The 20547-nt window shown below is 58.6% G+C and carries 22 protein-coding genes; 8 read left to right on the top strand and 14 right to left on the bottom strand.

The window, feature by feature from the left end; genetic code table 11:
• Positions 1-59: 59 nt before the first annotated feature.
• Positions 60-593, bottom strand: coding sequence for a gluconokinase (locus tag KW837_RS18740; protein WP_007902444.1), 534 nt, complete (start codon positions 591-593; stop codon positions 60-62).
• A 215-nt stretch (positions 594-808) separates the two neighbouring features.
• On the opposite strand from KW837_RS18740, the gene KW837_RS18745 reads away from it, so the two are divergent.
• From KW837_RS18745 to KW837_RS18755, 3 genes are all read left to right on the top strand, one after another.
• Positions 809-1840 (top strand): LacI family DNA-binding transcriptional regulator, encoded by a 1032-nt coding sequence (locus KW837_RS18745; RefSeq protein WP_218397864.1) that lies wholly within the window; start codon positions 809-811, stop codon positions 1838-1840.
• Between the two features lie 67 nt (positions 1841-1907).
• Positions 1908-2540, top strand: a complete 633-nt coding sequence (locus KW837_RS18750; protein ID WP_192343907.1) for a glutathione S-transferase family protein — start codon at positions 1908-1910, stop codon at positions 2538-2540.
• 43 nt (positions 2541-2583) lie between these two features.
• Positions 2584-3327, top strand: a complete 744-nt coding sequence (locus KW837_RS18755; protein WP_218397866.1) for an NAD(P)-dependent oxidoreductase — start codon at positions 2584-2586, stop codon at positions 3325-3327.
• A gap of 251 nt (positions 3328-3578) precedes the next feature.
• Here KW837_RS18755 and KW837_RS18760 read toward each other — a convergent pair whose 3' ends face one another.
• The 4 genes from KW837_RS18760 to KW837_RS18775 all read right to left on the bottom strand — a co-directional run bounded on the left by KW837_RS18760 (position 3579) and on the right by KW837_RS18775 (position 7246).
• On the bottom strand, positions 3579-4592 hold the full coding sequence (locus tag KW837_RS18760) for an ABC transporter substrate-binding protein (RefSeq protein ID WP_218397867.1): 1014 nt from the start codon (positions 4590-4592) through the stop codon (positions 3579-3581).
• Positions 4589-5137, bottom strand: a complete 549-nt coding sequence (locus KW837_RS18765; protein ID WP_218397869.1) for a sigma-70 family RNA polymerase sigma factor — start codon at positions 5135-5137, stop codon at positions 4589-4591. The genes KW837_RS18760 and KW837_RS18765 overlap by 4 nt, the downstream gene beginning before the upstream one ends.
• A gap of 239 nt (positions 5138-5376) precedes the next feature.
• Positions 5377-6168, bottom strand: a complete 792-nt coding sequence (locus tag KW837_RS18770) for a phosphate/phosphite/phosphonate ABC transporter substrate-binding protein (RefSeq protein WP_218397871.1) — start codon at positions 6166-6168, stop codon at positions 5377-5379.
• 136 nt (positions 6169-6304) lie between these two features.
• Positions 6305-7246, bottom strand: coding sequence for a fatty acid desaturase (locus KW837_RS18775; protein WP_218397873.1), 942 nt, complete (start codon positions 7244-7246; stop codon positions 6305-6307).
• 342 nt (positions 7247-7588) lie between these two features.
• On the opposite strand from KW837_RS18775, the gene KW837_RS18780 reads away from it, so the two are divergent.
• On the top strand, positions 7589-8005 hold the full coding sequence (locus tag KW837_RS18780; RefSeq protein ID WP_218397876.1) for a GNAT family N-acetyltransferase: 417 nt from the start codon (positions 7589-7591) through the stop codon (positions 8003-8005).
• A 138-nt stretch (positions 8006-8143) separates the two neighbouring features.
• Here the strand turns inward: KW837_RS18780 and def are convergent, their stop codons facing one another.
• The 3 genes from def to KW837_RS18795 form a co-directional block, all read right to left on the bottom strand.
• Positions 8144-8683 (bottom strand): peptide deformylase, encoded by a 540-nt coding sequence (def, locus tag KW837_RS18785; protein ID WP_008069131.1) that lies wholly within the window; start codon positions 8681-8683, stop codon positions 8144-8146.
• Positions 8680-9624, bottom strand: a complete 945-nt coding sequence (locus KW837_RS18790) for a YihY/virulence factor BrkB family protein (protein ID WP_218397878.1) — start codon at positions 9622-9624, stop codon at positions 8680-8682. Before KW837_RS18790 ends, def begins: the two co-directional genes overlap by 4 nt.
• 172 nt (positions 9625-9796) lie before the next feature.
• Positions 9797-9988 (bottom strand): CsbD family protein, encoded by a 192-nt coding sequence (locus KW837_RS18795; RefSeq protein ID WP_192343900.1) that lies wholly within the window; start codon positions 9986-9988, stop codon positions 9797-9799.
• A 191-nt stretch (positions 9989-10179) separates the two neighbouring features.
• Here KW837_RS18795 and KW837_RS18800 point away from each other — a divergent pair, with 191 nt between their 5' ends.
• Positions 10180-10557, top strand: coding sequence for a hypothetical protein (locus KW837_RS18800; RefSeq protein ID WP_192343899.1), 378 nt, complete (start codon positions 10180-10182; stop codon positions 10555-10557).
• Between the two features lie 171 nt (positions 10558-10728).
• Here KW837_RS18800 and fadD1 read toward each other — a convergent pair whose 3' ends face one another.
• Both fadD1 and fadD2 read right to left on the bottom strand, forming a co-directional pair.
• Positions 10729-12429 (bottom strand): long-chain-fatty-acid--CoA ligase FadD1, encoded by a 1701-nt coding sequence (gene fadD1 / locus KW837_RS18805; RefSeq protein ID WP_218397880.1) that lies wholly within the window; start codon positions 12427-12429, stop codon positions 10729-10731.
• Positions 12430-12799: 370 nt separating this feature from the next.
• Positions 12800-14488: a long-chain-fatty-acid--CoA ligase FadD2 gene (gene fadD2, locus KW837_RS18810; protein ID WP_218397882.1), complete on the bottom strand. Its 1689-nt coding sequence runs from the start codon at positions 14486-14488 to the stop codon at positions 12800-12802.
• A gap of 257 nt (positions 14489-14745) precedes the next feature.
• Here fadD2 and KW837_RS18815 point away from each other — a divergent pair, with 257 nt between their 5' ends.
• On the top strand, positions 14746-15690 hold the full coding sequence (locus tag KW837_RS18815) for an alpha/beta hydrolase (RefSeq protein ID WP_218397884.1): 945 nt from the start codon (positions 14746-14748) through the stop codon (positions 15688-15690).
• A gap of 45 nt (positions 15691-15735) precedes the next feature.
• Entirely contained in the window at positions 15736-16206 is a 471-nt protein-coding gene (locus tag KW837_RS18820) for a MaoC family dehydratase (protein ID WP_071553717.1), read from the top strand.
• Between the two features lie 201 nt (positions 16207-16407).
• Here KW837_RS18820 and KW837_RS18825 read toward each other — a convergent pair whose 3' ends face one another.
• The 4 genes from KW837_RS18825 to KW837_RS18840 all read right to left on the bottom strand — a co-directional run bounded on the left by KW837_RS18825 (position 16408) and on the right by KW837_RS18840 (position 20089).
• On the bottom strand, positions 16408-17271 hold the full coding sequence (locus tag KW837_RS18825) for an HlyD family secretion protein (protein ID WP_008069141.1): 864 nt from the start codon (positions 17269-17271) through the stop codon (positions 16408-16410).
• An 11-nt stretch (positions 17272-17282) separates the two neighbouring features.
• On the bottom strand, positions 17283-17489 hold the full coding sequence (locus tag KW837_RS18830; protein WP_008069143.1) for a DUF1656 domain-containing protein: 207 nt from the start codon (positions 17487-17489) through the stop codon (positions 17283-17285).
• The gene (locus KW837_RS18835; protein ID WP_192343895.1) at positions 17476-19464 is read right to left on the bottom strand and encodes an FUSC family protein; all 1989 of its coding nucleotides are present in this window, start codon (positions 19462-19464) and stop codon (positions 17476-17478) included. The genes KW837_RS18830 and KW837_RS18835 overlap by 14 nt, the downstream gene beginning before the upstream one ends.
• Positions 19465-19621: 157 nt before the next feature.
• On the bottom strand, positions 19622-20089 hold the full coding sequence (locus KW837_RS18840) for a PA2169 family four-helix-bundle protein (protein ID WP_192343894.1): 468 nt from the start codon (positions 20087-20089) through the stop codon (positions 19622-19624).
• A 204-nt stretch (positions 20090-20293) separates the two neighbouring features.
• On the opposite strand from KW837_RS18840, the gene KW837_RS18845 reads away from it, so the two are divergent.
• Positions 20294-20530 carry a DUF3820 family protein gene (locus tag KW837_RS18845; RefSeq protein WP_007949456.1) on the top strand — a complete coding sequence of 79 codons (237 nt, stop codon included), beginning with the start codon at positions 20294-20296 and terminating at the stop codon, positions 20528-20530.
• Positions 20531-20547 lie beyond the last annotated feature (17 nt).

A 20547-nucleotide genomic window follows, 5' to 3' on the forward strand; every position in this document is an offset into this window, starting at 1 on the left:
TTGTTATGAAAGCAATTATTCAAATGCCGTCAGGACAGCGCTATCTCTTGGAGCAAAACTCAACTGGCGAGTTTCAAGCCATGATCGAGCCACCATGCATGAGCCTGCTTCGCCAATTCATCGACGCTGTGGCTGGACGCATCCAGAGCCAGGGTCAGGGGCTCACCAACGGGCGATTCAAGTGTGGCGAACTGGCTGTCGATCAAGGTCGACGGCATGAAGTGGCCCGGCCGATGAGACACACGATCGGCGGCGACTTCGGGGGTCAGCTCAAGAAAAACGAAGCCCAGGCCCGGCAAGGCACTGCGCAAGCGTTCACGGTAACTGTGTTTGAGGGCCGAACAGGTCAGCACCGGGCGCTCGCCTTTGGCATCGACGCGGCGCAGTTCATCGCACAGGCTGTCGAGCCAGCCGGCACGGTCTTCATCGTTAAGAGGGATACCCGCGCTCATCTTTTCGATATTGGCGGCAGGGTGGAAAGTGTCGCCTTCAATGGCGGTCGCGCCGCTAAGCTGGCACAGGGACTGGCTGACGCAGGTCTTGCCGCAACCGGCAACGCCCATGATGACCAGGGCGGTGATGGGATGATTCATGTAACACCTCAGCGCGCAGACAGCGCTACCTTTGCGACGTAAGACTCAAGTGCAAAAGCAGAAGTTGCCGACGCCTTCTTGTCATTTTTGTGGGTTGCAGCATGTTCGTTCTCGAGGCCAAAAAGCGAGGATCAGGCAAACCTCGTTCACGCATTTGCAGCTGCATCGAGACAGCGCTACCTTAGTGCCTTGAATTTTGTTTGGCAAGCCGTCCGATGAATACCCCTAAAAACGATAAAAATACTCGCACCACTGGCCGCCCTACCCTCAACGAAGTCGCGCGCCTGGCCGGTGTCAGCCCGATTACCGCCTCCCGCGCCCTGCGCGGCGTCAGCACGGTGGCCACCGAACTGGTGGAAAAAGTCCAGAAGGCCGCCCTCGACCTGAACTACGTGGTCAACCCCGCCGCCCGCGCCCTGGCCTCGGCCCAGAGCCATTCCGTGGTGGTTTTGGTGCCGTCATTGTCCAACCTGCTGTTCATCGACACGCTGGAAGCCATTCATCAGGTTTTGCGACCAAAGGGCTTCGAAGTGCTGATCGGCAACTTCCATTACTCGCGTGATGAAGAAGAAAACCTGCTGCGCAATTACATGGCTTATCAGCCTCGCGGCTTGTTGCTGACCGGTTTCGACCGCACCGAAAGTTCGCGGCGGATGATCGAGGCCAGCAACATTCCCTGCGTCTACATGATGGAACTGGACAGCGCGGCCGGGCTCAATTGCGTCGGCTTTTCGCAAGTCGCTGCCGGCGAAACCGCTGCCGGGCATTTGCTGTCACGCGGTCGCAAACGCCTGGCCTACATCGGCGCGCAACTCGATCAACGCACGCTACTGCGTGGCGAAGGTTTCCGTCGCGCGCTGCAAAAGGCCGGTTTGTATGATCCCGCCCTGGAAGTGCTGACACCACGAGCCTCGTCGGTGGGTCTGGGCGGCGAATTGTTCCTGCAACTGCTCGCTGCCCATCCAGACGTCGATGCGATCTTCTTCGGTAACGACGACTTGGCTCAGGGCGCGTTGCTCGAAGCGCTGCGCAATGGAATCAAGATCCCCGAACGCGTGGCGATCCTCGGCTTCAACGACCTGCCGGCATCTGAGCACATGGTTCCGCGCCTGAGCAGCATCAGCACCCCACGAGAAGCCATTGGCCGTCGCTCCGCAGAGCTGATGCTGACCTTGCTGGCCGGCAATTCAGTGACCAGACCGGTGCAGGATATGGGGTTTGAATTGAAGGTGCGCGAGAGCACCTGAAGCGCGACCATTCCCACGCTCCGCGTGCTAGATTCCCGAGACCTGGAACAGCAAACGGAGAAGCTCAATGGGACATACGCTGAAGATTTTGGGTCGGGCCTCGTCAATCAACGTCAGAAAAGTCCTGTGGACCTGCGACGAACTGGGCGTTTCATACGAACGCGAAGACTGGGGCAGCGGTTTCGCATCGACCCAGAGCCCGGAGTTTCTCCAGCTCAACCCCAATGCACAAGTGCCGGTCCTCATCGACGAAGCCGGCGTGCTGTGGGAATCCAATACCATTTGCCGGTACCTGGCCGGCAAACACCAAAACACTGACCTGTTGCCCATCGAACCAGCGGCCCGCGCTCGCGTGGAGCAGTGGATGGACTGGCAAGCCACCGAACTCAACCCGTCTTGGGGCTACGCTTTTTTTGCGCTGGTCAGGCAATTGCCGAACTTCCAGGACTCGCAGCGGATTGCCGATGGCGTTCGCGGCTGGAACGCGAAAATGGGCATCCTCGAACAGCAACTCGCGGCGACCGGAGCATATGTCGCCGGACCGCAATTCACACTGGCCGATATCCTCATCGGATTGTCGGTCAACCGCTGGCGGATGACCCCGATGGAACGCCCGGACTATCCCGCCGTCGACGCCTATTGCCAACGACTGGCGTTGCGGCCGGGGTTTATGGAACACGCCTGCAATGGCGTGCCATAACGCCAAATCCGCCCCCTCTGCCCTTCCATAAAAAGAGAACCCCATGAACGGACTCAACGTACTGCTGACCGGCGCCTGCGGCAGAATCGGCAGAACCTTTTTCGAAGCTTCGCAGGACCGCTACACCTTCGTGCTGACGGATCGCATCGAGCCCGACTTCAATGTCGATGCACCGCATCGCTTTGTACGCCAGGACCTGTCCGACCTCACCGCCATAAGCGAAGTGCTGAAGGGAATCGACGTCATCGTGCATCTGGCTGGCATCCCTCACGCCACCGCCTCTTTCGATGAGTTACTGCCCAACAATATTCTGGCCACCACTTACCTGTTCGAAGCCGCCGTGGCGGCGGGTTGTAAACGGTTGGTGTTCGCCAGCAGCGCGCAGACCATAGAGGGTTATCCGGTGGACCGGCAGATCACACCGGGCATGCAGGTGATGCCGGCCAATCTGTATGGCGTCAGCAAGTGTTATGGCGAAGCCTTGTGTGCGTTCTACGCTGCCAAACACAACCTCTCGAGCATCGCCATACGCATCGGCGCTTTCGAGTTTGCGGACCGTCACGAATTGACCAACGCTCGCGACCTGAGCGCCTGGCTGAGCCCTCGTGATGCGGTGCAGTTACTGCAACTCTCGGTAGAGGTCAAAGGTGTGCAACACCTGATCGCCCACGGTATTTCCAATAACCGTTTCAAACGCCTGGACCTCAGTGAAACTACCCGGGTGTTGGGTTATAGGCCGGTGGATGATGCGTTTCAGGAGTTCGACATTCCCATCGGGTTTCCTTGACTGTGCTTTTTCAGAATCCGGACAACGTGGTTCTTGCGCTGGGGGAACGGACTTGCTCCCAGCGGTGTTCCAACGAAAGCGGTGTATTAGACGACATCAATGTTGATTGTGCCGCCGTCTTCGCGAGCAAGCCCGCTCCCACATTTTGATTGTCGGTGTTCACCAATAGTGTGTTCACAACAAATTTACTGTGGGAGCGGGCTTGCTCGCGAAGGCGGCAGTTCAAACACTACAGAAACATAAGACAAAAACTACAAACTCTCACTCACCTTCGTAGCCACCTCCCCCGGCACCCAGGCCTTCCACACCTGCGGCTGATCGCGCAAAAACGCTTCGGCGACCTGACGCGGTGGCTGGCGTTTTTCGCTCATCTGCCCGAGGGTCTGGTTCAGCAGATTGATCGGCAAATCGACCTTTTCGAAGAACGCCACCAGGTCCGGGTACTGCGCCTTGAACGGTGCCGACACACCGATTGCCAGGCTGGCCGGCATCGAACGTGTGCCCTTGGGGTTCGGGTTGTTGGCATCGGCCAGGGTCTTCCAGGCTTGCGCATCGAACGGCGGCTCTTCGAGTTTCACCAGTTTGAATCGACCCAGCAGTGGCGTCGGCGACCAGTAGTAAAACAGTACCGGTTTGCCACGGCGGATCGATGAAGCGACCTCGGCATCCAGCGCCGCGCCGGAACCGGTGCGGAAGTTGACGTAGCTCGCAGTCAGGTCATAGGCCTTGAGTTTCTGGCTGTTGACGATCTCCGACGTCCAGCCGGTCGGGCTGTTGAGGAAGCGTCCGCGGCTTGGGTCTTCGGGGTCGCGGAACACGTCCTTGTAGCGCGCCAGGTCGGCGACGGATTTCAGCTCCGGCGCCAAAGGTTTAATGCCGCGTTCCGGGTCGCCCTTGATCACGTATTCCGGCACCCACCAACCTTCGGTGGCGCCTTTGACCGTGTCGCCCAAACCAAACACTTTGCCCTCCGATGCCGCCTTGACCCAGGCCGGACTGCGCCCGGCCCACTCTTCGCCGATCACTTGAATATCGTTCCTCGCCAAGGCTGCTTCGAGGCTGACAGTACTGCCCGGCAAGGTGTCAGTCGGGTAGCCATAACCTTTCTCGACGATCAACCGCAGGATCTCGGTGATCAGGCTGCCACTTTCCCAGGTGATGTCACCGAAGTGGATGGGCGTGGTTTTTTCTGCAGCCGGAACGTGTCCAGCCACAAGGCTCAGGGCCAGCAGCGAACTGCCGAGCAGGGTTTTGATCGATCTCATGCGGACCTCTGGGTCAGGGGTGGTCGGTTCAAGGGTTCGTTGGCGCTGTGCTGGGTGCACAATGCCTGGGAGCGGGTCATGTAGACGCTGACCGAGCGCAGGGAAATGCCCAGTTCGGCGGCGATTTGGGGGTAGGTCAGGCCGTCGATTCGCGACAACAGAAACGTTGCCCTGACCTTGCCCGGCAGGCGGTCGAGGGTCCGTTCAAGGCGCGTCAGGGTCTGGGAAAACTGCGCCAGATCTTCAGGCGATGGTCCGCCGAACGGGTAAATCGGCGATAGCTGATCGAGGTGCTGGCGTTCCAGATCGCGACGACGCCACAGCTGATAAATCAACCGATGGGCAATGGTGGTGAGTAAGGCGCGAGGTTCGCGAATTGGCGTCAGACCTGGCGATTCGAGCAACTGCACGAAGGTCTCGGCGGCGATGTCTTCGACGCTGGGACTGGCCCCCAGGTAATGGCGTAGCCGTGTGCACAGCCAGGCATAGTGGGCGCGGAACAATCCGCCCACGTCGTTGCGATGAGAAAGGTCGGCGCCGGACATAGAGGCTCCATGAGTTAGGGGTCGCTGAATGTCCGGTGATCCGGTGGCGCGATCCTAGCAAGGAGCCTTATTCATTAATAATATTTAAAATGAATTTTTATATTCCATAAATGAATTTAAATAAGCGGCGCCTGATACATCGCTATCGCGGGCAAGCCACGCTCCCACAAGTCCACCGAAATCCAGTGGGAGCGTGGCTTGCCCGCGATTGACGGAACTGTCGGCACAAGCCTCAAGCCTCATCGCAACCGCCCGTACCCCAGCGCTTCGGCCTCCTGCTGATAATCGAGAATGACTTGATAGTCGCTTTCGGTGGTCGGCAGCACTTCCTGCAGGCCGAGGATTTCCGCGACTTCGGGCAGTTCCTTCAACGTCTGATTCATCACCCATCGAAGCTGTTCAGCCTGCTCATCGGTGGTGCCAGCGGCCGCGATGTAGGGCAACGTCGGACTAAACGCCGTGCGCGCCAACACGCGTAGGCCTTCGACTTCTGCCTGGGCATGCTGCGCCAGATAGGCGAAGGTCACGCTGTCGATGGCGGCCAGGTCTGCCAGGTCATCACGCAGCCAACGCAGGCTTTCGCGGTGGCTGCCGCTAATGGCCACACTGGCAAAAAACTGCCCGTCGCGGTGCAGTGGCGCCAATCGGTGACGCAACAGGTTCATGCCACTGTTAGAGTCTTCGCCGTTGATCACACCGCGACTGCCCCGCAAGGCCGACAAAGTCCATCGAGGATCGTCGGCGCGAGTCAATAACAGGCTGCAATGGTTACCGCCATTGCTGTCTGGAAGTTCGTAACGAGGACGACCGATAACCCGGACACGACCGCGTAAAGCCGTCATCAAGGGATAGCCGCAAGTCTGGGTCAACAGCAGGTGCGGGGACAGCCAGAGGTCCATCAGCGACAGCCCTTCGGCATCGAGGCGAGTGCTGCCGAGTTGTTCGACGATCTGCGCCAGCCAACGCTCATTCGCTCGGCGGATCGGCTCGGGGGCGACGTACATCAGTAGTTCAGCGAGGTGTTGTGTCATTGAATCTTCCCATGCAACAAAAATCCCCTGTGGGAGCGGGCTTGCTCGCGAAGGGGTCATGTCAGTCAATATTGATGTTGCATGACACACCGCCTTCGCGAGCAAGCCCGCTCCCACAGGGGGAACTCATTCGCAATCAGTGAAACGGATGCCGCGCGCTGTCGATCGCCCTCACCCCATGCTCGCGTATCAACTGAACATAACCCTGCACCAGAAACCCGCCACTACGCGTCAGCCATTGCTCGCGACGCGTGCGATAGGCCCGCGGCAGGTCGTACCAGGGCAGGCTGGGCAAATCGTGATGCACCAGGTGCAGGTTGAGGTTCAGGAACAGCCAGCGCCACGGCCATGCCGCTTCATTGATGACGGTGCGTTGCTCGGGTTGCACGTGGGGACGGTGTTCATAGTAAGAGCGGATCATCGCAATCGACAGCGCCGGCACGCTGATCAGCAACAGGTAATGCCAGACCGGCAGCACGCTATAGCGGGCGATGAACGTCAGCATCAGCAGCGTCAGCGCACCGTGGGTAAGCCACATCAACCAGGCTTGGCGCTCACCCGCTTTTAGCCGTTGCAACTCTTCCCGGGCCAGCGCGAGCAAGGCCAGTGGCGCACCGAGGACAAAGCGCCCGAGCACGGTTTTGTTCAGCCAGAGCAGGCCTTGTTCGAATGGTGAACGGCGCTGCCATTGTTCTGCGCTCAGGTAACGGCTTTCCGGATCGCGACCGGGGACGGTCAGGTCTTCATCGCGGTGATGCAGCAAATGACTGTCGCGGTACAGGGTGTAGGGATACCAGACCGCGAACGGCGCATAACCGAGGACTTTGTTCAGCGTTTGCCAACAGGTGGGATGGCCGTGCAGCAATTCATGCTGCACCGACAACCACAACACCATCAGTGGAATCAGCAACAAGGTGCTCCACCAAAGCCCCAATCGGGCGCTGCCCAGGACAATGCTGAACCAGCCGACGTATACGCCGATCAACAGCAGCCAGGTCGGCCACTCGGTGCGAGCGGTCAGGCGTTGGCGCAGGGTTTCGATTTCTTCACGGTGGGCAGCATCGAAGTAATGGGGCATGGCTTTGCTCAGAACGGGAACCAGTCCCCCTCTGTGCAACGGCGCAGGGATTTCTTGCAGATTATCTGGTTATTTCGATAGGCCTGAAAAACAAGGAGCCCGAGGACTCGGGCTCCGTTGACGCGGGATCAGTGGCCGAACACGCCCACCTTCTTGGCCTTCTTGTCCGCACGTTTTTCATCGGCGGTTTTAGCCGGTTTCTTCTTTGCCGCTTTCTTTGAATCCATGCCTTTGGCCATGATACATACTCCACTCATACGGGACGTGAGATCAGGTATACACCTATCGCGGCGCCCGCGTTCTTTTATAATCACCCGCTTTGCGCACTGACAGTCCAGGCCCATGCCCAACACCCAGTACACCTTGCTCGACGAGCCGTTATGGCCGTTGATGAACAAGTTTTACCGCGCCCACCAATCGTCGATGAAAGCAGTCCGCGACGCTCGCCTGTGGGTCGCGAAACGCGATGAGATCATTGCGGCGTTATGTTTGCGGCCAGTGGCCGGCGGGCATTGGCTGACCGGGTTGTTCGTCGACCCGCGCTGTCGCGAGCAAGGGATCGCCGCGACGTTGATCGCCCACGCCATCAAGCACCTCGAAGAACCCGTCTGGTTGTTCTGCCATCCGGATTTGCGTGGCTTTTATGAGCGCCGCGGCTTTACCTTCGACCCACCCATGCCCTATGCCATGGCTGAACGGTTGAGCCGTTATGCGCGGAGCAAACCGATGATTGCGATGGGGCTGGAACCGAAGCACTAGAGACTTGTAAAGATTAAATGTGGGAGCGGGCTTGCTCGCGAAAGCGGTGTGTCAGTCGACAGAGATGTCGGATGTGCCGGCCCCTTCGCGAGCAAGCCCGCTCCCACATTGATTTTGTGTTGGATTCGAAGGACGATCTCAGTCGTCCGCCGCTGGGTCCAGATCCGGGAACATCACCTCGGTAAAGCCGAATTTGCTGAAATCACTGATGCGCGACGGGTATAACCGGCCGATCAGGTGATCGCATTCATGCTGCACCACCCGCGCATGAAATCCCGAGGCAATGCGCACGATCGGCTCGCCCTTGGGATCGAAGCCTTCATAACGAATCTGCTGATAACGATCCACCGCACCCCGCAGGCCCGGCACCGACAGGCAGCCTTCGAAACCTTCTTCGAGGGTCGGGCTCAATGGCGTGATCAGCGGATTGATCAGAATCGTCTGCGGCACCGCTTCGGCGTCCGGGTAGCGTTCGCTGTGTTCGAAACCAAAGATCACCAGTTGCAGGTCGACACCGATCTGGGGCGCGGCCAGGCCGACTCCGCCGACACTTTCCATGGTCTGGAACATGTCGTCGATCAATTGCCACAACTCAGGGCTGTCGAACATTTCTGTCGGCACCGGTGGGGCAATGCGCAGCAGGCGTTCATCGCCCATTTTCAGAATTTCACGGATCATTTCAGGGCTTCGTCAGTGGTCGGCTTGATTGAGTGGTCCCGTCCCAGTCCCGAAACGTGGTGTTTGGGTTCGTCGGGCACGTTTTCGCCGTGTTTCTTGCTTTCGGATGACATGTGCTCGATCACCGCGTTCATTTCCGCGCCGAGCAACAGCACGGCAGCGGAAATATAGAAGTACAGCAGCAACACGATGATCGCGCCGATACTGCCATACATGGCGTTGTAATTGGCGAAGGTTTTGACATAGAGACCAAAGCCCAGCGAAGCGATGATCCAGACCACCACGGACAACACCGCACCCGGGGTGATAAAGCGAAACTCTTGTTTGACGTCAGGCATGACGTAGTAAATCAGCGCCACCGCCATCATCAACAGAACCACGATCACCGGCCAGCGAACGATGGTCCACAGGGTCACGATAAAATCTTCGAGGCCCACTTGCGAGGCAATCCAACCCATCACCTGCGGCCCGAGCACCATCAGGGCGGCAGCAATCAGCAACATGCCGGCGATGCCGATGGTGTAGAAAATCGACAGTGGAAAACGTTTCCAGACCGGACGGCCTTCAACCACGTCATACGCGGCGTTCATCGCGCTCATCATCAGCCGCACACCGGCGGACGCGGTCCACAGGGCGATCACGATACCCACCGAGAGCAAGCCGCCCTTGGATTGCTGGAGCTGGTCGATCACCGGGTTCACCTGCTCCAGCGCCTGGGGTGGCAGAACCAGCTCTGATTGCAGGCGCAGCCAGGAAAAGAAGTCCGGCAAATGCAGAAAACCGATCAGGGCGATCAGAAACAGGATAAAAGGGAACAGCGAGAACAGCATTTGATAGGCCAGCGCCGAGGCATAGGTCGACATCTCGTCGTCGACGAATTCGGTGACCGTACGCATCATCACCCGATGCAGGGGCAAACCTTTCATGGTCGGAAAAAACATTAGCGTCTCCTTTCGCCGCAAAAAGGTTGAAGTCATGGCGACTCAGGGGCCGTTTTCTACAACAAAGTAGCCTACTTGGCGACTTTGAAACAATCACAGGGTATATCTCGCCTATCCAACACAAAAACGGCCATCTTCGGATGGCCGTTTCTGTTACTCGTCAAATGCCGGATTACGCCTTATCGATGCCTTTTTTGAGAGCATCCTTGGCTTTGCCGATCGCTTGCTGGGTTTCGCCTTTCCTCTCCTGCGCCACGCCTTCGGAGCGCAGTTTTTCGTTGCCGGTGGCCTTGCCGACGCCTTGCTTGACGTTGCCGGCCGCTTCGTTTGCCATGCCTTTAACTTTATCGCCAGTGCTGCCCATGGTATTTCTCCTGCGAACATTTCAATGGGGAAAGTAGTTACACAAGGATTGACCGGGGGCCTTTGCCCGGAGTTTCATTTATTTATTAACCGGACATTTCGCAGGTTGGGCTTTATGTTTGCAGCCTTTGCCCCGAGAATGCGCAACGTATTCAGGCCATGGCGCTGAAGATCCAATCCCGTAGGAACGTTATGAAACTCGATAAAAAGCAGGCCATTGCCCGCAGAAACCAGGAACTCGGCGGTGCTGTGCTTGGCGTCAACAATTGCCATTTCACCGAATTGAACCGCAACCGCAATATCTTCTGGTTCGATATTCCGGTCGCGCGCCTGGCCGTTGGTCAGTACGAATGGATTCACTTGCTGATGCACACCCCGGATACCGACGAACTGCTGCACCTTAAAGTGCCGACGGTGTTCCTGCGCGAGAAACTCGAAGGCCTGGTGGTGCGCAACCAAGGCAAGCGCAAGGCAGCCCTGAGCCTGGAACTGAGCGCCGACAAGGACTCCTACCTGCAGGACATGCGCCCGGCCGGTACCAACGTTGATTTCGCGCAGTTCCGCCAGTAACAGCAAAAGCTAAAAGCTTCGCGAGCAAGCCCGCTCCCACATTTAACCGAGTTCCTTCAGAAGGAATGCGATCAAATGTGGGAGCGGGCTTGCTCGCGAAGGCGGCCTGACAGGCGCTGAAAATGTCCCGGCCAGAACAAGAAGCCCCGCATCTGCGGGGCTTTTGTCTGACTAGGCGCTGACTTTCTTCACGCCCAGCTTCTTCAGCTCTTCGTCGCGCAGTTCGCGGCGCAGGATCTTGCCGACGTTGGTGGTCGGCAGCGCGTCGCGAAATTCCACGGCTTTGGGCACTTTGTAGCCGGTGACGTTGGCGCGCATGTGCTCCATCACCTGGTCCTTGGTCAGGGTCACACCCGGTTTGGCGACGATAAAGATCTTGATCGCCTCGCCCGACTTCTCGTCCGGCACACCAATGGCCGCGCATTGCAGCACGCCCGGCAGAGTCGCCAGCACGTCTTCAAGCTCATTGGGATACACGTTGAAACCAGACACCAGGATCATGTCTTTCTTGCGATCGACAATGCGCATGTAACCATCGGGCTGGATCAGCGCGATGTCACCGGTCTTCAACCAGCCTTCGCTGTCGAGTATTTCATCGGTGGCGTCCTGACGCTGCCAGTAGCCCTTCATGACTTGCGGACCTTTCACACACAGTTCACCGATGGCGCCCAACGGCTGTTCAACACCGGCATCGTCGATGACTTTGCACAGCGTCGATGGCACCGGAATACCGATGGTGCCGATCTGGATGTTCTGGCTCGGGTTTACCGTGGCCACCGGGCTGGTTTCGGTCATGCCGTAACCTTCGCAGATCGGGCAACCGGTAACCTCTTTCCAGCGTTCGGCCGCGGCCAGTTGCAAGGCCATGCCGCCGGACAGGGTGATTTTCAGGCTGGAGAAATCCAGCTTGCGGAACGCTTCGTTGTTGCACAGCGCGACGAACAGCGTGTTCAGGCCGACGAAACCGCTGAACTTCCACTTCGACAGTTCCTTGACCATCGCCGTCAGGTCGCGCGGGTTGCTGATCAGAATGTTGTGGTTGCCGATCAGCATCATCGCCATGCAATGAAAGGTGAACGCATAGATGTGGTACAGCGGCAGCGGGGTGATCAGGATCTCGCAACCTTCATTGAGGTTGGAACCCATCAGCGCTTTGCACTGCAGCATGTTCGCCACCAGATTGCGATGGGTCAGCATCGCACCCTTGGCCACGCCGGTAGTGCCACCGGTGTATTGCAGCACGGCAACGTCGCTGCTGGCCGGGTTGGCTTCCGCCACTGGCTGGCCATGGCCCTTGCGCAGCACGTCATTGAATTTGATGGCCTTGGGCAAATGATACGCCGGAACCATCTTCTTCACGTACTTGATGACGCTGTTGACCAGCAGACGCTTGAGCGGCGGCAGCAGGTCGGCCACTTCAGTGACGATCACATGCTTGACGCCGGTTTTCGGCACGACGGTCTGGGCCAGATGCGCCATGTTGGCCAGGCAGATTAGGGCTTTGGCACCGGAGTCGTTGAATTGGTGTTCCATTTCCCGCGCGGTGTACAACGGGTTGGTATTAACCACGATCAGCCCGGCACGGATGGCACCGAAAACGGCGACCGGGTACTGGAGCACGTTGGGGAGTTGCACGGCGATTCGATCGCCTGGTTGCAAATCGGTATGCTGTTGCAGGTAAGCGGCAAAGGCACCGGACAATTCGTACAGCTCACCGTAGGTGATTGTCTTGCCCAGATTGCTGAATGCCGGTTTGTCAGCGAAGCGTTGGCAGGATTGCTTCAACACTGCCTGAATATTCGGATACTCGTCTGGATTGATCTCGGCAGCAATTCCAGCTGGGTACTTATCCTTCCAAAAGTCTTCGATCATGGAAGCCCACTCCTCAGCAACGCGAATTCAAATACCGCATTTGATGCGATTATTATTGGTGTTTGATTATTGGTGAGTCTGGCTTTTAACAAGGCCGAGAAGTCACAAAGCGCGCCGAGAGTAGCAGCTTTGCCAAGGGCCGACTAGAGCCAAAAACGGCCTCTATAGTCACATTTTTGACTCTTGACTAATCAATAGTCACTTTTAGAGCAAAAATTCTATAGCACCTTGAAAGCCTTTGAAATAGGGGCTTCAGCCCCTTAAAAGCTTCGCGGGCAAGCCTCGCTCTTACAGGGTTCGTGTCGTTCAGACCATTGAACCTGTAGGAGCGAGGCTTGCCCGCGAACGCGCGAAGCGCTCCATTCAACGATCAGGCGATCTCTCGCAACTCCCGCCGCAGAATCTTGCCCACCGGCGTCATCGGCAACGACTCTCGCAAGACGATGTGCTTGGGGACTTTGTACGCCGTGAAGTTTTCCTTGCAGTAGGCCTTCAGCTCTTCAAGGCTGACACCTGATTCACGGGCCACCACAAACAACTTCACCGCCTCCCCCGAACGCTCGTCCGGCACGCCGATCACCGCACAGTTGGCGACTTTCGGGTGAGCCATCACCACGTCTTCGATCTCGTTCGGGTACACGTTGAAGCCCGAGACGATGATCATGTCTTTCTTGCGATCGACGATGCGCACGAAACCGTCCGGGTCGATCACCGCAATGTCGCCGGACTTGAACCAGCCGTCGGCGTCCAGCACTTCGGCGGTGGCTTCGGGTTTCTGCCAGTAACCCTTCATGATCTGCGGGCCCTTGATGCACAGTTCGCCACGCTCGCCCAGCGATTGCTCGACGCCTTCATCGTTGATCACTTTCAGGGTTGTGCCTGGCACCGGCAGGCCGACCGTGCCGATGCGCGACTTGTCGCCATAAGGGTTGGTGCAGGCCACCGGCGAGGTTTCGGTCAGGCCGTAACCTTCGGTGATGCGGCAACCGGTGAGCTGCTCCCAGCGCTCGGCCGTGGCCTTGACCAGCGCGGTGCCGCCGGAGTTGGTGAGCTTGAGGCTGGAGAAATCCAGGGTCTTGAAGTCGGGGTGGTCCATCAGCGCGACGAACAGCGTGTTGAGCCCCAGCAGCGCCGAAAACCGCCAGTTCTTCAGTTCCTTGATGAAGTTACCAATGTCCCGTGGATTGGTGATCAGCACGTTGTGGTTGCCGGTCACCATCATGCACATGCAGTTCGCCGTGAAGGCATAGATATGGTACAGCGGCAGCGGCGCAATCATCACTTCCTGCCCTTCGCGCAGCAGCGGCTGACCGTCGGCGCCGAATTGCCCCAGACACGCCCGCGCCTGCTGCATGTTCGCCACCAGGTTGCCGTGGCTCAGCATGGCGCCCTTGGCCAGCCCGGTGGTGCCGCCGGTGTATTGCAGCACGGCGATGTCGTCGAGGCCGACCTTCAGCGGTTTGATGCCCAGGCCCCGGCCCAGACGCAGCGCGCTCTTGAAGGAAATCGCCTGCGGCAAGGAATAGTTCGGGACCATTTTCTTGACTTTGCTCACCAGGGTATTGACCAGCCAACCCTTGGCGGTGGGCATCAAGTCGCCCATCTTCGCTTCGATCAGGTACTGAATGTCGGTGTCGGGCAGCACTTCCTGGACCTTCTGTCCGAACACGTTCAGGTAAACCAGCGCCCGGGCACCGGAGTCCTTGAACTGATGACGCATCTCCCGCGCAGTGTACAGCGGGTTGGTATTGACCACGATCAGCCCGGCGCGCAAGGCACCGAACACGGCAATCGGGTAATGCAGGACGTTGGGCATCTGCACCGCGATGCGATCCCCCGGCACCAGGTCGGTGTGGGCTTGCAGGTACCCGGCAAACGCGGCGCTGTAGCGTTCCAGTTCGGCGTAGGTCAGGGTCACGCCCATGTTGCTGAACGCCGGGCGGTCGGCAAATTTCTTGCAGGAACGCTCGAACACCTCGATCACCGACTTATAGGCCCCAAGATCAATATCCAGGGGCACGCCGGCCGGGCGCTTGTCATTCCAGAAATCAGGTTGCATTGTTCTTGTCCTCTTTACCTGAGCCTATCCGGGGCCGCTCCGTCCTTTCTCAAAAACAGGAAGCGAAAAAGCGGTGCTTCCCGGACACTAGCAGCTATAACGAATCAGGCAAATATGCGCACGGTCGTCATTGATCGCGTGAATCTTGCTGCCCCGCCGTGGCCTGATCAGACAGTAGGCGACGGGATGCGCTATACAATGCATCGAGGCTGTTTCCCACCCGGCAGCCTCATGCAGCCCAACGCAAAGGAATCGCCATGATCCACGACACTTTCTGGCTGACCGCGAGTGACCGCAGCCGCCTCTTCGTCAACCAGTGGCTGCCGGCCGCGCCGCTCAAGGCGGTGATCCTGCTGGCCCATGGCATGGCGGAACACAGCGGCCGTTACGCCCGTCTGGCGCAAGCATGCTGTGATCAGGATTACGGCGTTTATGCGCCCGACCTGCGTGGACATGGCAAAACTGCCGAAAACGGCACCTTGGGCCATTTCGCCGATGATGATGGCTGGTGCAAAGTGGTCGGCGACCTGGCCAGCCTTAACCAACATATCGGCCAACAGCATCCCGGCGTGCCGATCGTGTTGCTCGGCCACAGCATGGGCAGCTACATCGCCCAGGCCTATTTGCTGCACCACAGCGCCAGCCTGCACGGGGCGATTCTCAGCGGCTCGAACTTCCAGCCCGTAACGCTCTACCGCGCAGCGCGACAGATTGCTCGCCTCGAACGCCTGCGCCAAGGGCCCAAGGGGCTCAGTGCGCTGATCGAATGGCTGTCGTTCGGCTCATTCAACAAGAAATTCAAACCGGCGCGCACGCCGTTCGACTGGCTGAGCCGCGACCCGACTGAAGTCGACAAATACGCCAATGACCCACTCTGCGGCTTTCGCTGCACCAATCAACTGTGGATCGATTTGCTCGGCGGCTTGCAGCAAATCAGCAAAGCGTCCAATCTCGCCCAGATCGATCCGGGCCTGCCGCTGCTGGTGATCGGCGGCGAATGTGATCCGGTGAGCGAAGGCAAACGTCTGAAAGATCTGGCCCACGCCCTGCGCGACGCTGGCTGCCAGAACCTGCAGCTGACTATTTACCCGCAGGCCCGGCATGAACTGTTCAATGAAATCAATCGCGATGAAGTGACTGCCGATGTGCTGAACTGGATCGCCCAGGACTTGAGCGCTCGCCGGCCACCCAGAACCGAATAGTTTTTTTGTGGATTTTTTTTTAATTCGTCACAGGAATCGAGACAGATGACCCAGGTTACCAACACGCCTTACGAAGCCCTTGAAGTCGGCCAGACCGCCAGCTACAGCAAGACCGTCGAAGAGCGCGACATTCAGTTGTTCGCCGCGATGTCCGGCGACCACAACCCGGTGCACCTGGACGCCGAGTTCGCCGCCGCCAGCATGTTCAAGGAGCGTATCGCCCACGGCATGTTCAGCGGCGCGTTGATCAGCGCGGCGGTGGCTTGCGAATTGCCTGGGCCGGGGACTATTTATATCGGTCAGCAGATGAGCTTTCAGAAGCCGGTGAAAATTGGCGACACGCTGACTGTGCGCCTGGAAATTCTCGAGAAACTGCCGAAGTTTCGTGTACGTATCGCCACTCGGGTGTTCAACCAGCGCGATGAGTTGGTCGTGGATGGCGAGGCAGAGATTCTGGCGCCGCGCAAGCAACAGACCGTGACGTTGCCGACGTTGCCGGCGATCAGCATCGGCTGACCTCACCGCTCATCTGTGGCCCGGATGGGCTTTCTGCGGGGGCTTCTTGTGGCGAGGGAGCTTGCTCCCGTTCAGCTGCGAAGCAGTCGTAAAATAGCTGCCACTGCGCCTGATCAGGTGCGTCGAGGCGTCCGATTTGGGGGCGCTTCCGCCCCCCAGCGGGAGCAAGCTCCCTCGCCACAGTGGACCGCCGCGCTGCGATTATTGATGCCCCTCCTGCACCTGCACACTCGCCGTCATCCCCGCGCTCAAACTGATCCCTTCAGGCAACGTGTCGAGCTTGATCCGCACCGGAATCCGCTGCGCCAGGCGTACCCAGTTAAACGTCGGTTCCACCTCGGCCAGCAACTGCCCATCTGGCGTGGTATTGCGGTCGGTAATCCCGCGACTGATGCTTTCGACGTGCCCCTGCAACGCCTCCCCGGCGCTCATGAGCCAGACTTTGACCGGATCGCCGACGCGAATTCGCGGCAGTTTGGTTTCTTCGAAATAGGCCTGCACATAAAAGGTCGAATCGTCGATCAACGCCATCACCGGTTGCCCGGCATTCACGTAATTACCCTGGGCCAGACGCAGGTTGGTGACGTGACCGCTGCGCGGCGCATGCACCTCGCTGCGGGTCAGGTTGAGTTGCGCGACCTTGGCTTCAGCCTGAGCCTCGCGCAGTTCGCCCCGGGCGATGCCGGCATTGATTTGCGCGTTCTCGCGCAGTTCGGCGCTGATCGCCTGCGGCCCGAGACTGGCACGGCGGCTGGCTTCGTGTTCACGCAAACCGAGTTGCTGCTGACGGGTCTGCACCACCGCTTGCGCCTTCTCCAGCGCGGCTTCGAAACGATCACGGTCGATACTCAGCAACACATCGCCAGCCTTGACCTGTTGGTTATCGAAAGCCTTGAGCTCTCGCACCCAGCCAGACACGTCGGGGGCGATGACTACGACGTCGGCGCGGATCCGCGCGTCGCGAGTCCAGGGCGTCAACATGTAGTACTGCCACAGATGGAAGCCGGCAAAAATCGCCAGCGCCGTCAGGCTCAGGGTTATCGCGACACGTACGGATGTACGCATATTCAACTCCTTTATAAAGGCCCGAGTACGACGGTGATCAGAGTCAATACACAGACGTACAAGGCGCAATCAAACAATGCTTCGTGCCAGATCCAGCGGCCGACCGGGGTCAGGCGCAATACCATGCGCAACGCTCCGGTCACCAGCAACGCCAGCAACACATCAATCAGAAACGGACTGAGCAGCACGCCGCCCACCGACCACTCACGCAAGCCCATGGCTTTGCTCCTGTTGGTGACACCAGGCACGCCAGCTGCTTTGCAATTGCAGCACAGCGCCCTGGGCGAGTTTCACCGCGTCGCTGGGCGGTAACGCGTACAAGGTTTTCAATAACGCTTCGCTGGGTTGCGCCAGCGCCTCGGCGCGATTGCCGGCCGGGCCTTGCCCGAGGACTTTTTCCAGTTGCTCGAGATAACGCCGCTGGGGCGCACTGACCGGCACCTGTGCGGCCGCCAGACTCAAGCGCAAATGCAGCAACTCATCGCCGATGTCCAGGCCGAGCAAGCCGTCATCCCAGCGGCTGCGCGCCGGCTCCGGCAACTCGGGATAATGCCGCGCCAGTTGCAGCAAACGGTCAGCCATGCGCCCGCCGAACCAGCTTTCGGCGCCGCGCAGATTGCGTCGGGTGAGGCGCACCAGATCGGCGAGGGTCGCCGCCAGTAAGCGTCGGCCATGCCATGTCGGGTTACGCATGATCAGCAAGTGAAACGCCAATACGGCAGCGCCGACACCGATCAACATGGCCTGAGCGCTATTGAAGAAATTCGCGACATCGAACTTCATCGTGTTCAGCGGCGAAACCAGCACAATAAAGTGCAGACAGAAGGACGTGGCCGTGGCGCCGATCTGCGGTTTGGCCATGCCCAGCGCGCCGAGAAACAGCGGCACGCCCATGCCCATGCACAGCAGCGCAAACCCGCTCCATTGCGGCAGCAGAATCTGCCCGACGATAAACGCCGATGGAATCGCCAGCAGGATGCCGCGCAGAAAGCTCATGCCGATTTGCGCCCCATTCTCGCGGCTGGCAAACAGACTGCACACCACACACGTCAGCACCAGAGCGCCCGACGCCGCAGGCCATGCCGTCGCCAGCCAGAAACCCGACACCACCAGAAACGCCAGTGCACTGCGCGCGCCAAAGACCAGCGCCAATGACAGGTCGCGATGCGGCGTAAGGGTTCTCGGCGGGTCGGCCGTTTCACGCCCCTCCTGCACCGCTTTCAATGCAGTACAGGCCGCCATGGCGGTATCGAGCAACAAAGTGAAACGGGCCAGACAGTAACTTTGCGCAGCACTGATGCGTGCATCGTGGGAGGCGTCGAGCAATCTGGGGCGCAAGGCTTGCAACTGGGCGGTATCACAAGCGCCAATCGCTTCTTGAACCTCGGTCATCCATGGCATCAGTTGCTCGGCTTCGAGCAGTTCCAATTGATTCCATTGACGGCGTACCGAACGGGCGATGCGCAACAGCATCAACAGCTTCTGACTCAAACCGCTGATGGCCCGCGCTCGTTGCCGACCGAGGCTACCTTCAAACCAGGCATGCTCGCGCTGGGCATCGACCGCGACGATTTTCCCGAGTATTTCCAGTAAGCCTTTACGCGCCTGAGCGTCGCCGGCCAATGTCGCACGCGCGGCATTCATGCCGCTTTGCCAGGCAGCTCGCGCCTGGTCCGCCAGTTGCCGTTCGACCCGCAATGGCCAGAGCAACGCACTGGCAGCGGTGGCGCAGAGAATGCCCAGGCAGATTTCCGTGCAGCGCGCCACGGCTTGATCGAACACCGTCAGCGGATGGGCAATGGCCGGCAATGCGATGATCGCCACCGTGTAACCGGCCAACACAAAGGAATAGGACCAGGCGCTGCGCAGCAAGGTCGAACTCGCCGTACACAGCCCGAGCCACAACGCCAACGCCAGCAAAAACAGCCAGGGCGTCTGAGCGAACAGGCCCATGAACACCACCGACATGATCGTCCCGACCAGCGTACCCAACAGCCGTGCCAAACCCTTGTGCACCACCATCCCGGACAACGGTTGGGCGACGATAAATGCCGTCATCAACGCCCACGACGGTTGCTCCAGCCCCCAGCGCAACGCCAGCCACAGTGCCAGGCCGCCGCCGATCAAAGTCTTGATCGCGAACTGCAAGGCGCGGCGGTCAGGCGCGAACAAGGCCTGCAAAGTGATAGGCACGTAGGACACTCTTGAAAGGACGGTTTAACGATAGCCCGGTTAGGCGAGATGATTTGAATGACAAATTATTAGCTAGCTATCTATATCCCGTCCAGTGTTAAATCCCGAACATAAAAAAACGCCAGACTGGCTGGCGTTTTTGACAGATAACGAACGCTTATGAGCGTGCGCGAGCCTGGTTACGCAGGGCTTTCACCTGATCGTGGTTGCGTTGCACGCCGTGATACTGGCGTTCAACGATGTCACGAATGCTCACCAGGTTGTCTTTGTTGATTTTTTCCAGCGCTTCCTTGTACGCCTTCAGCGCGTGGTCTTCACCGCGTTCGGCTTCGTTCAGCACCGCCTCTTCATCCTTGCCGGTGAACATCGCCTTCACATCGACCCAGCGACGGTGCAGATCGCCGCTGACACTGGTGGAGGTTTCCGGATCACCGCCCAGGGAACGCACGGCAGCCTGCAGCTCGGCAGCGGCAGCAGCGCAGTCGGCGGAGCGCTGTATGAACAGGTTTTTAAGTTCTGGATGCTTGATGTCTTCAGCGCAAGTCTTGAACCCTTCCTGACCGTCTTTACTGGTTTCAATCAGGTCGTTGAGTACAGAGATCGCTTCTTTATTAATGTCGGTCATTTTTCAATTCCTTGCGGTTGATGAAAGATGCATTAAGTAGTTGCAGCCTGCATGCCAGCTTTGAATTGATAACTTTTTACTTATATTTCAATTGGTTAGGTTTTAACGAGGAATCTGTATCCGCTTTTTTTGCATGATCTGTCATTTGGCCTGCATGCAGAATGCCTGTATTTTCCAGACTGCCTTGAATCAAGATGACTGATGATGAATCCCGAAAAGCTCGAACTGCTGATTACCCGCGAAATGCCCTTCGGCAAATACAAGGGCCGCATCATCGCTGACCTGCCCGGTCAGTACCTGAACTGGTTCGCTCGCGAAGGTTTTCCCCACGGTGAACTGGGCGGTTTGCTGGCTTTGATGCAGGAAATCGACCACAACGGCTTGTCGGAACTGCTCGAACCCTTGCGCGCCAAACACGGCAAACCCGCGCCTCGCCACTGACCCGCCCTACCTCACCG

The organism is Pseudomonas sp. PDM24 (assembly GCF_019218905.1).
Lineage (GTDB): Bacteria > Pseudomonadota > Gammaproteobacteria > Pseudomonadales > Pseudomonadaceae > Aquipseudomonas.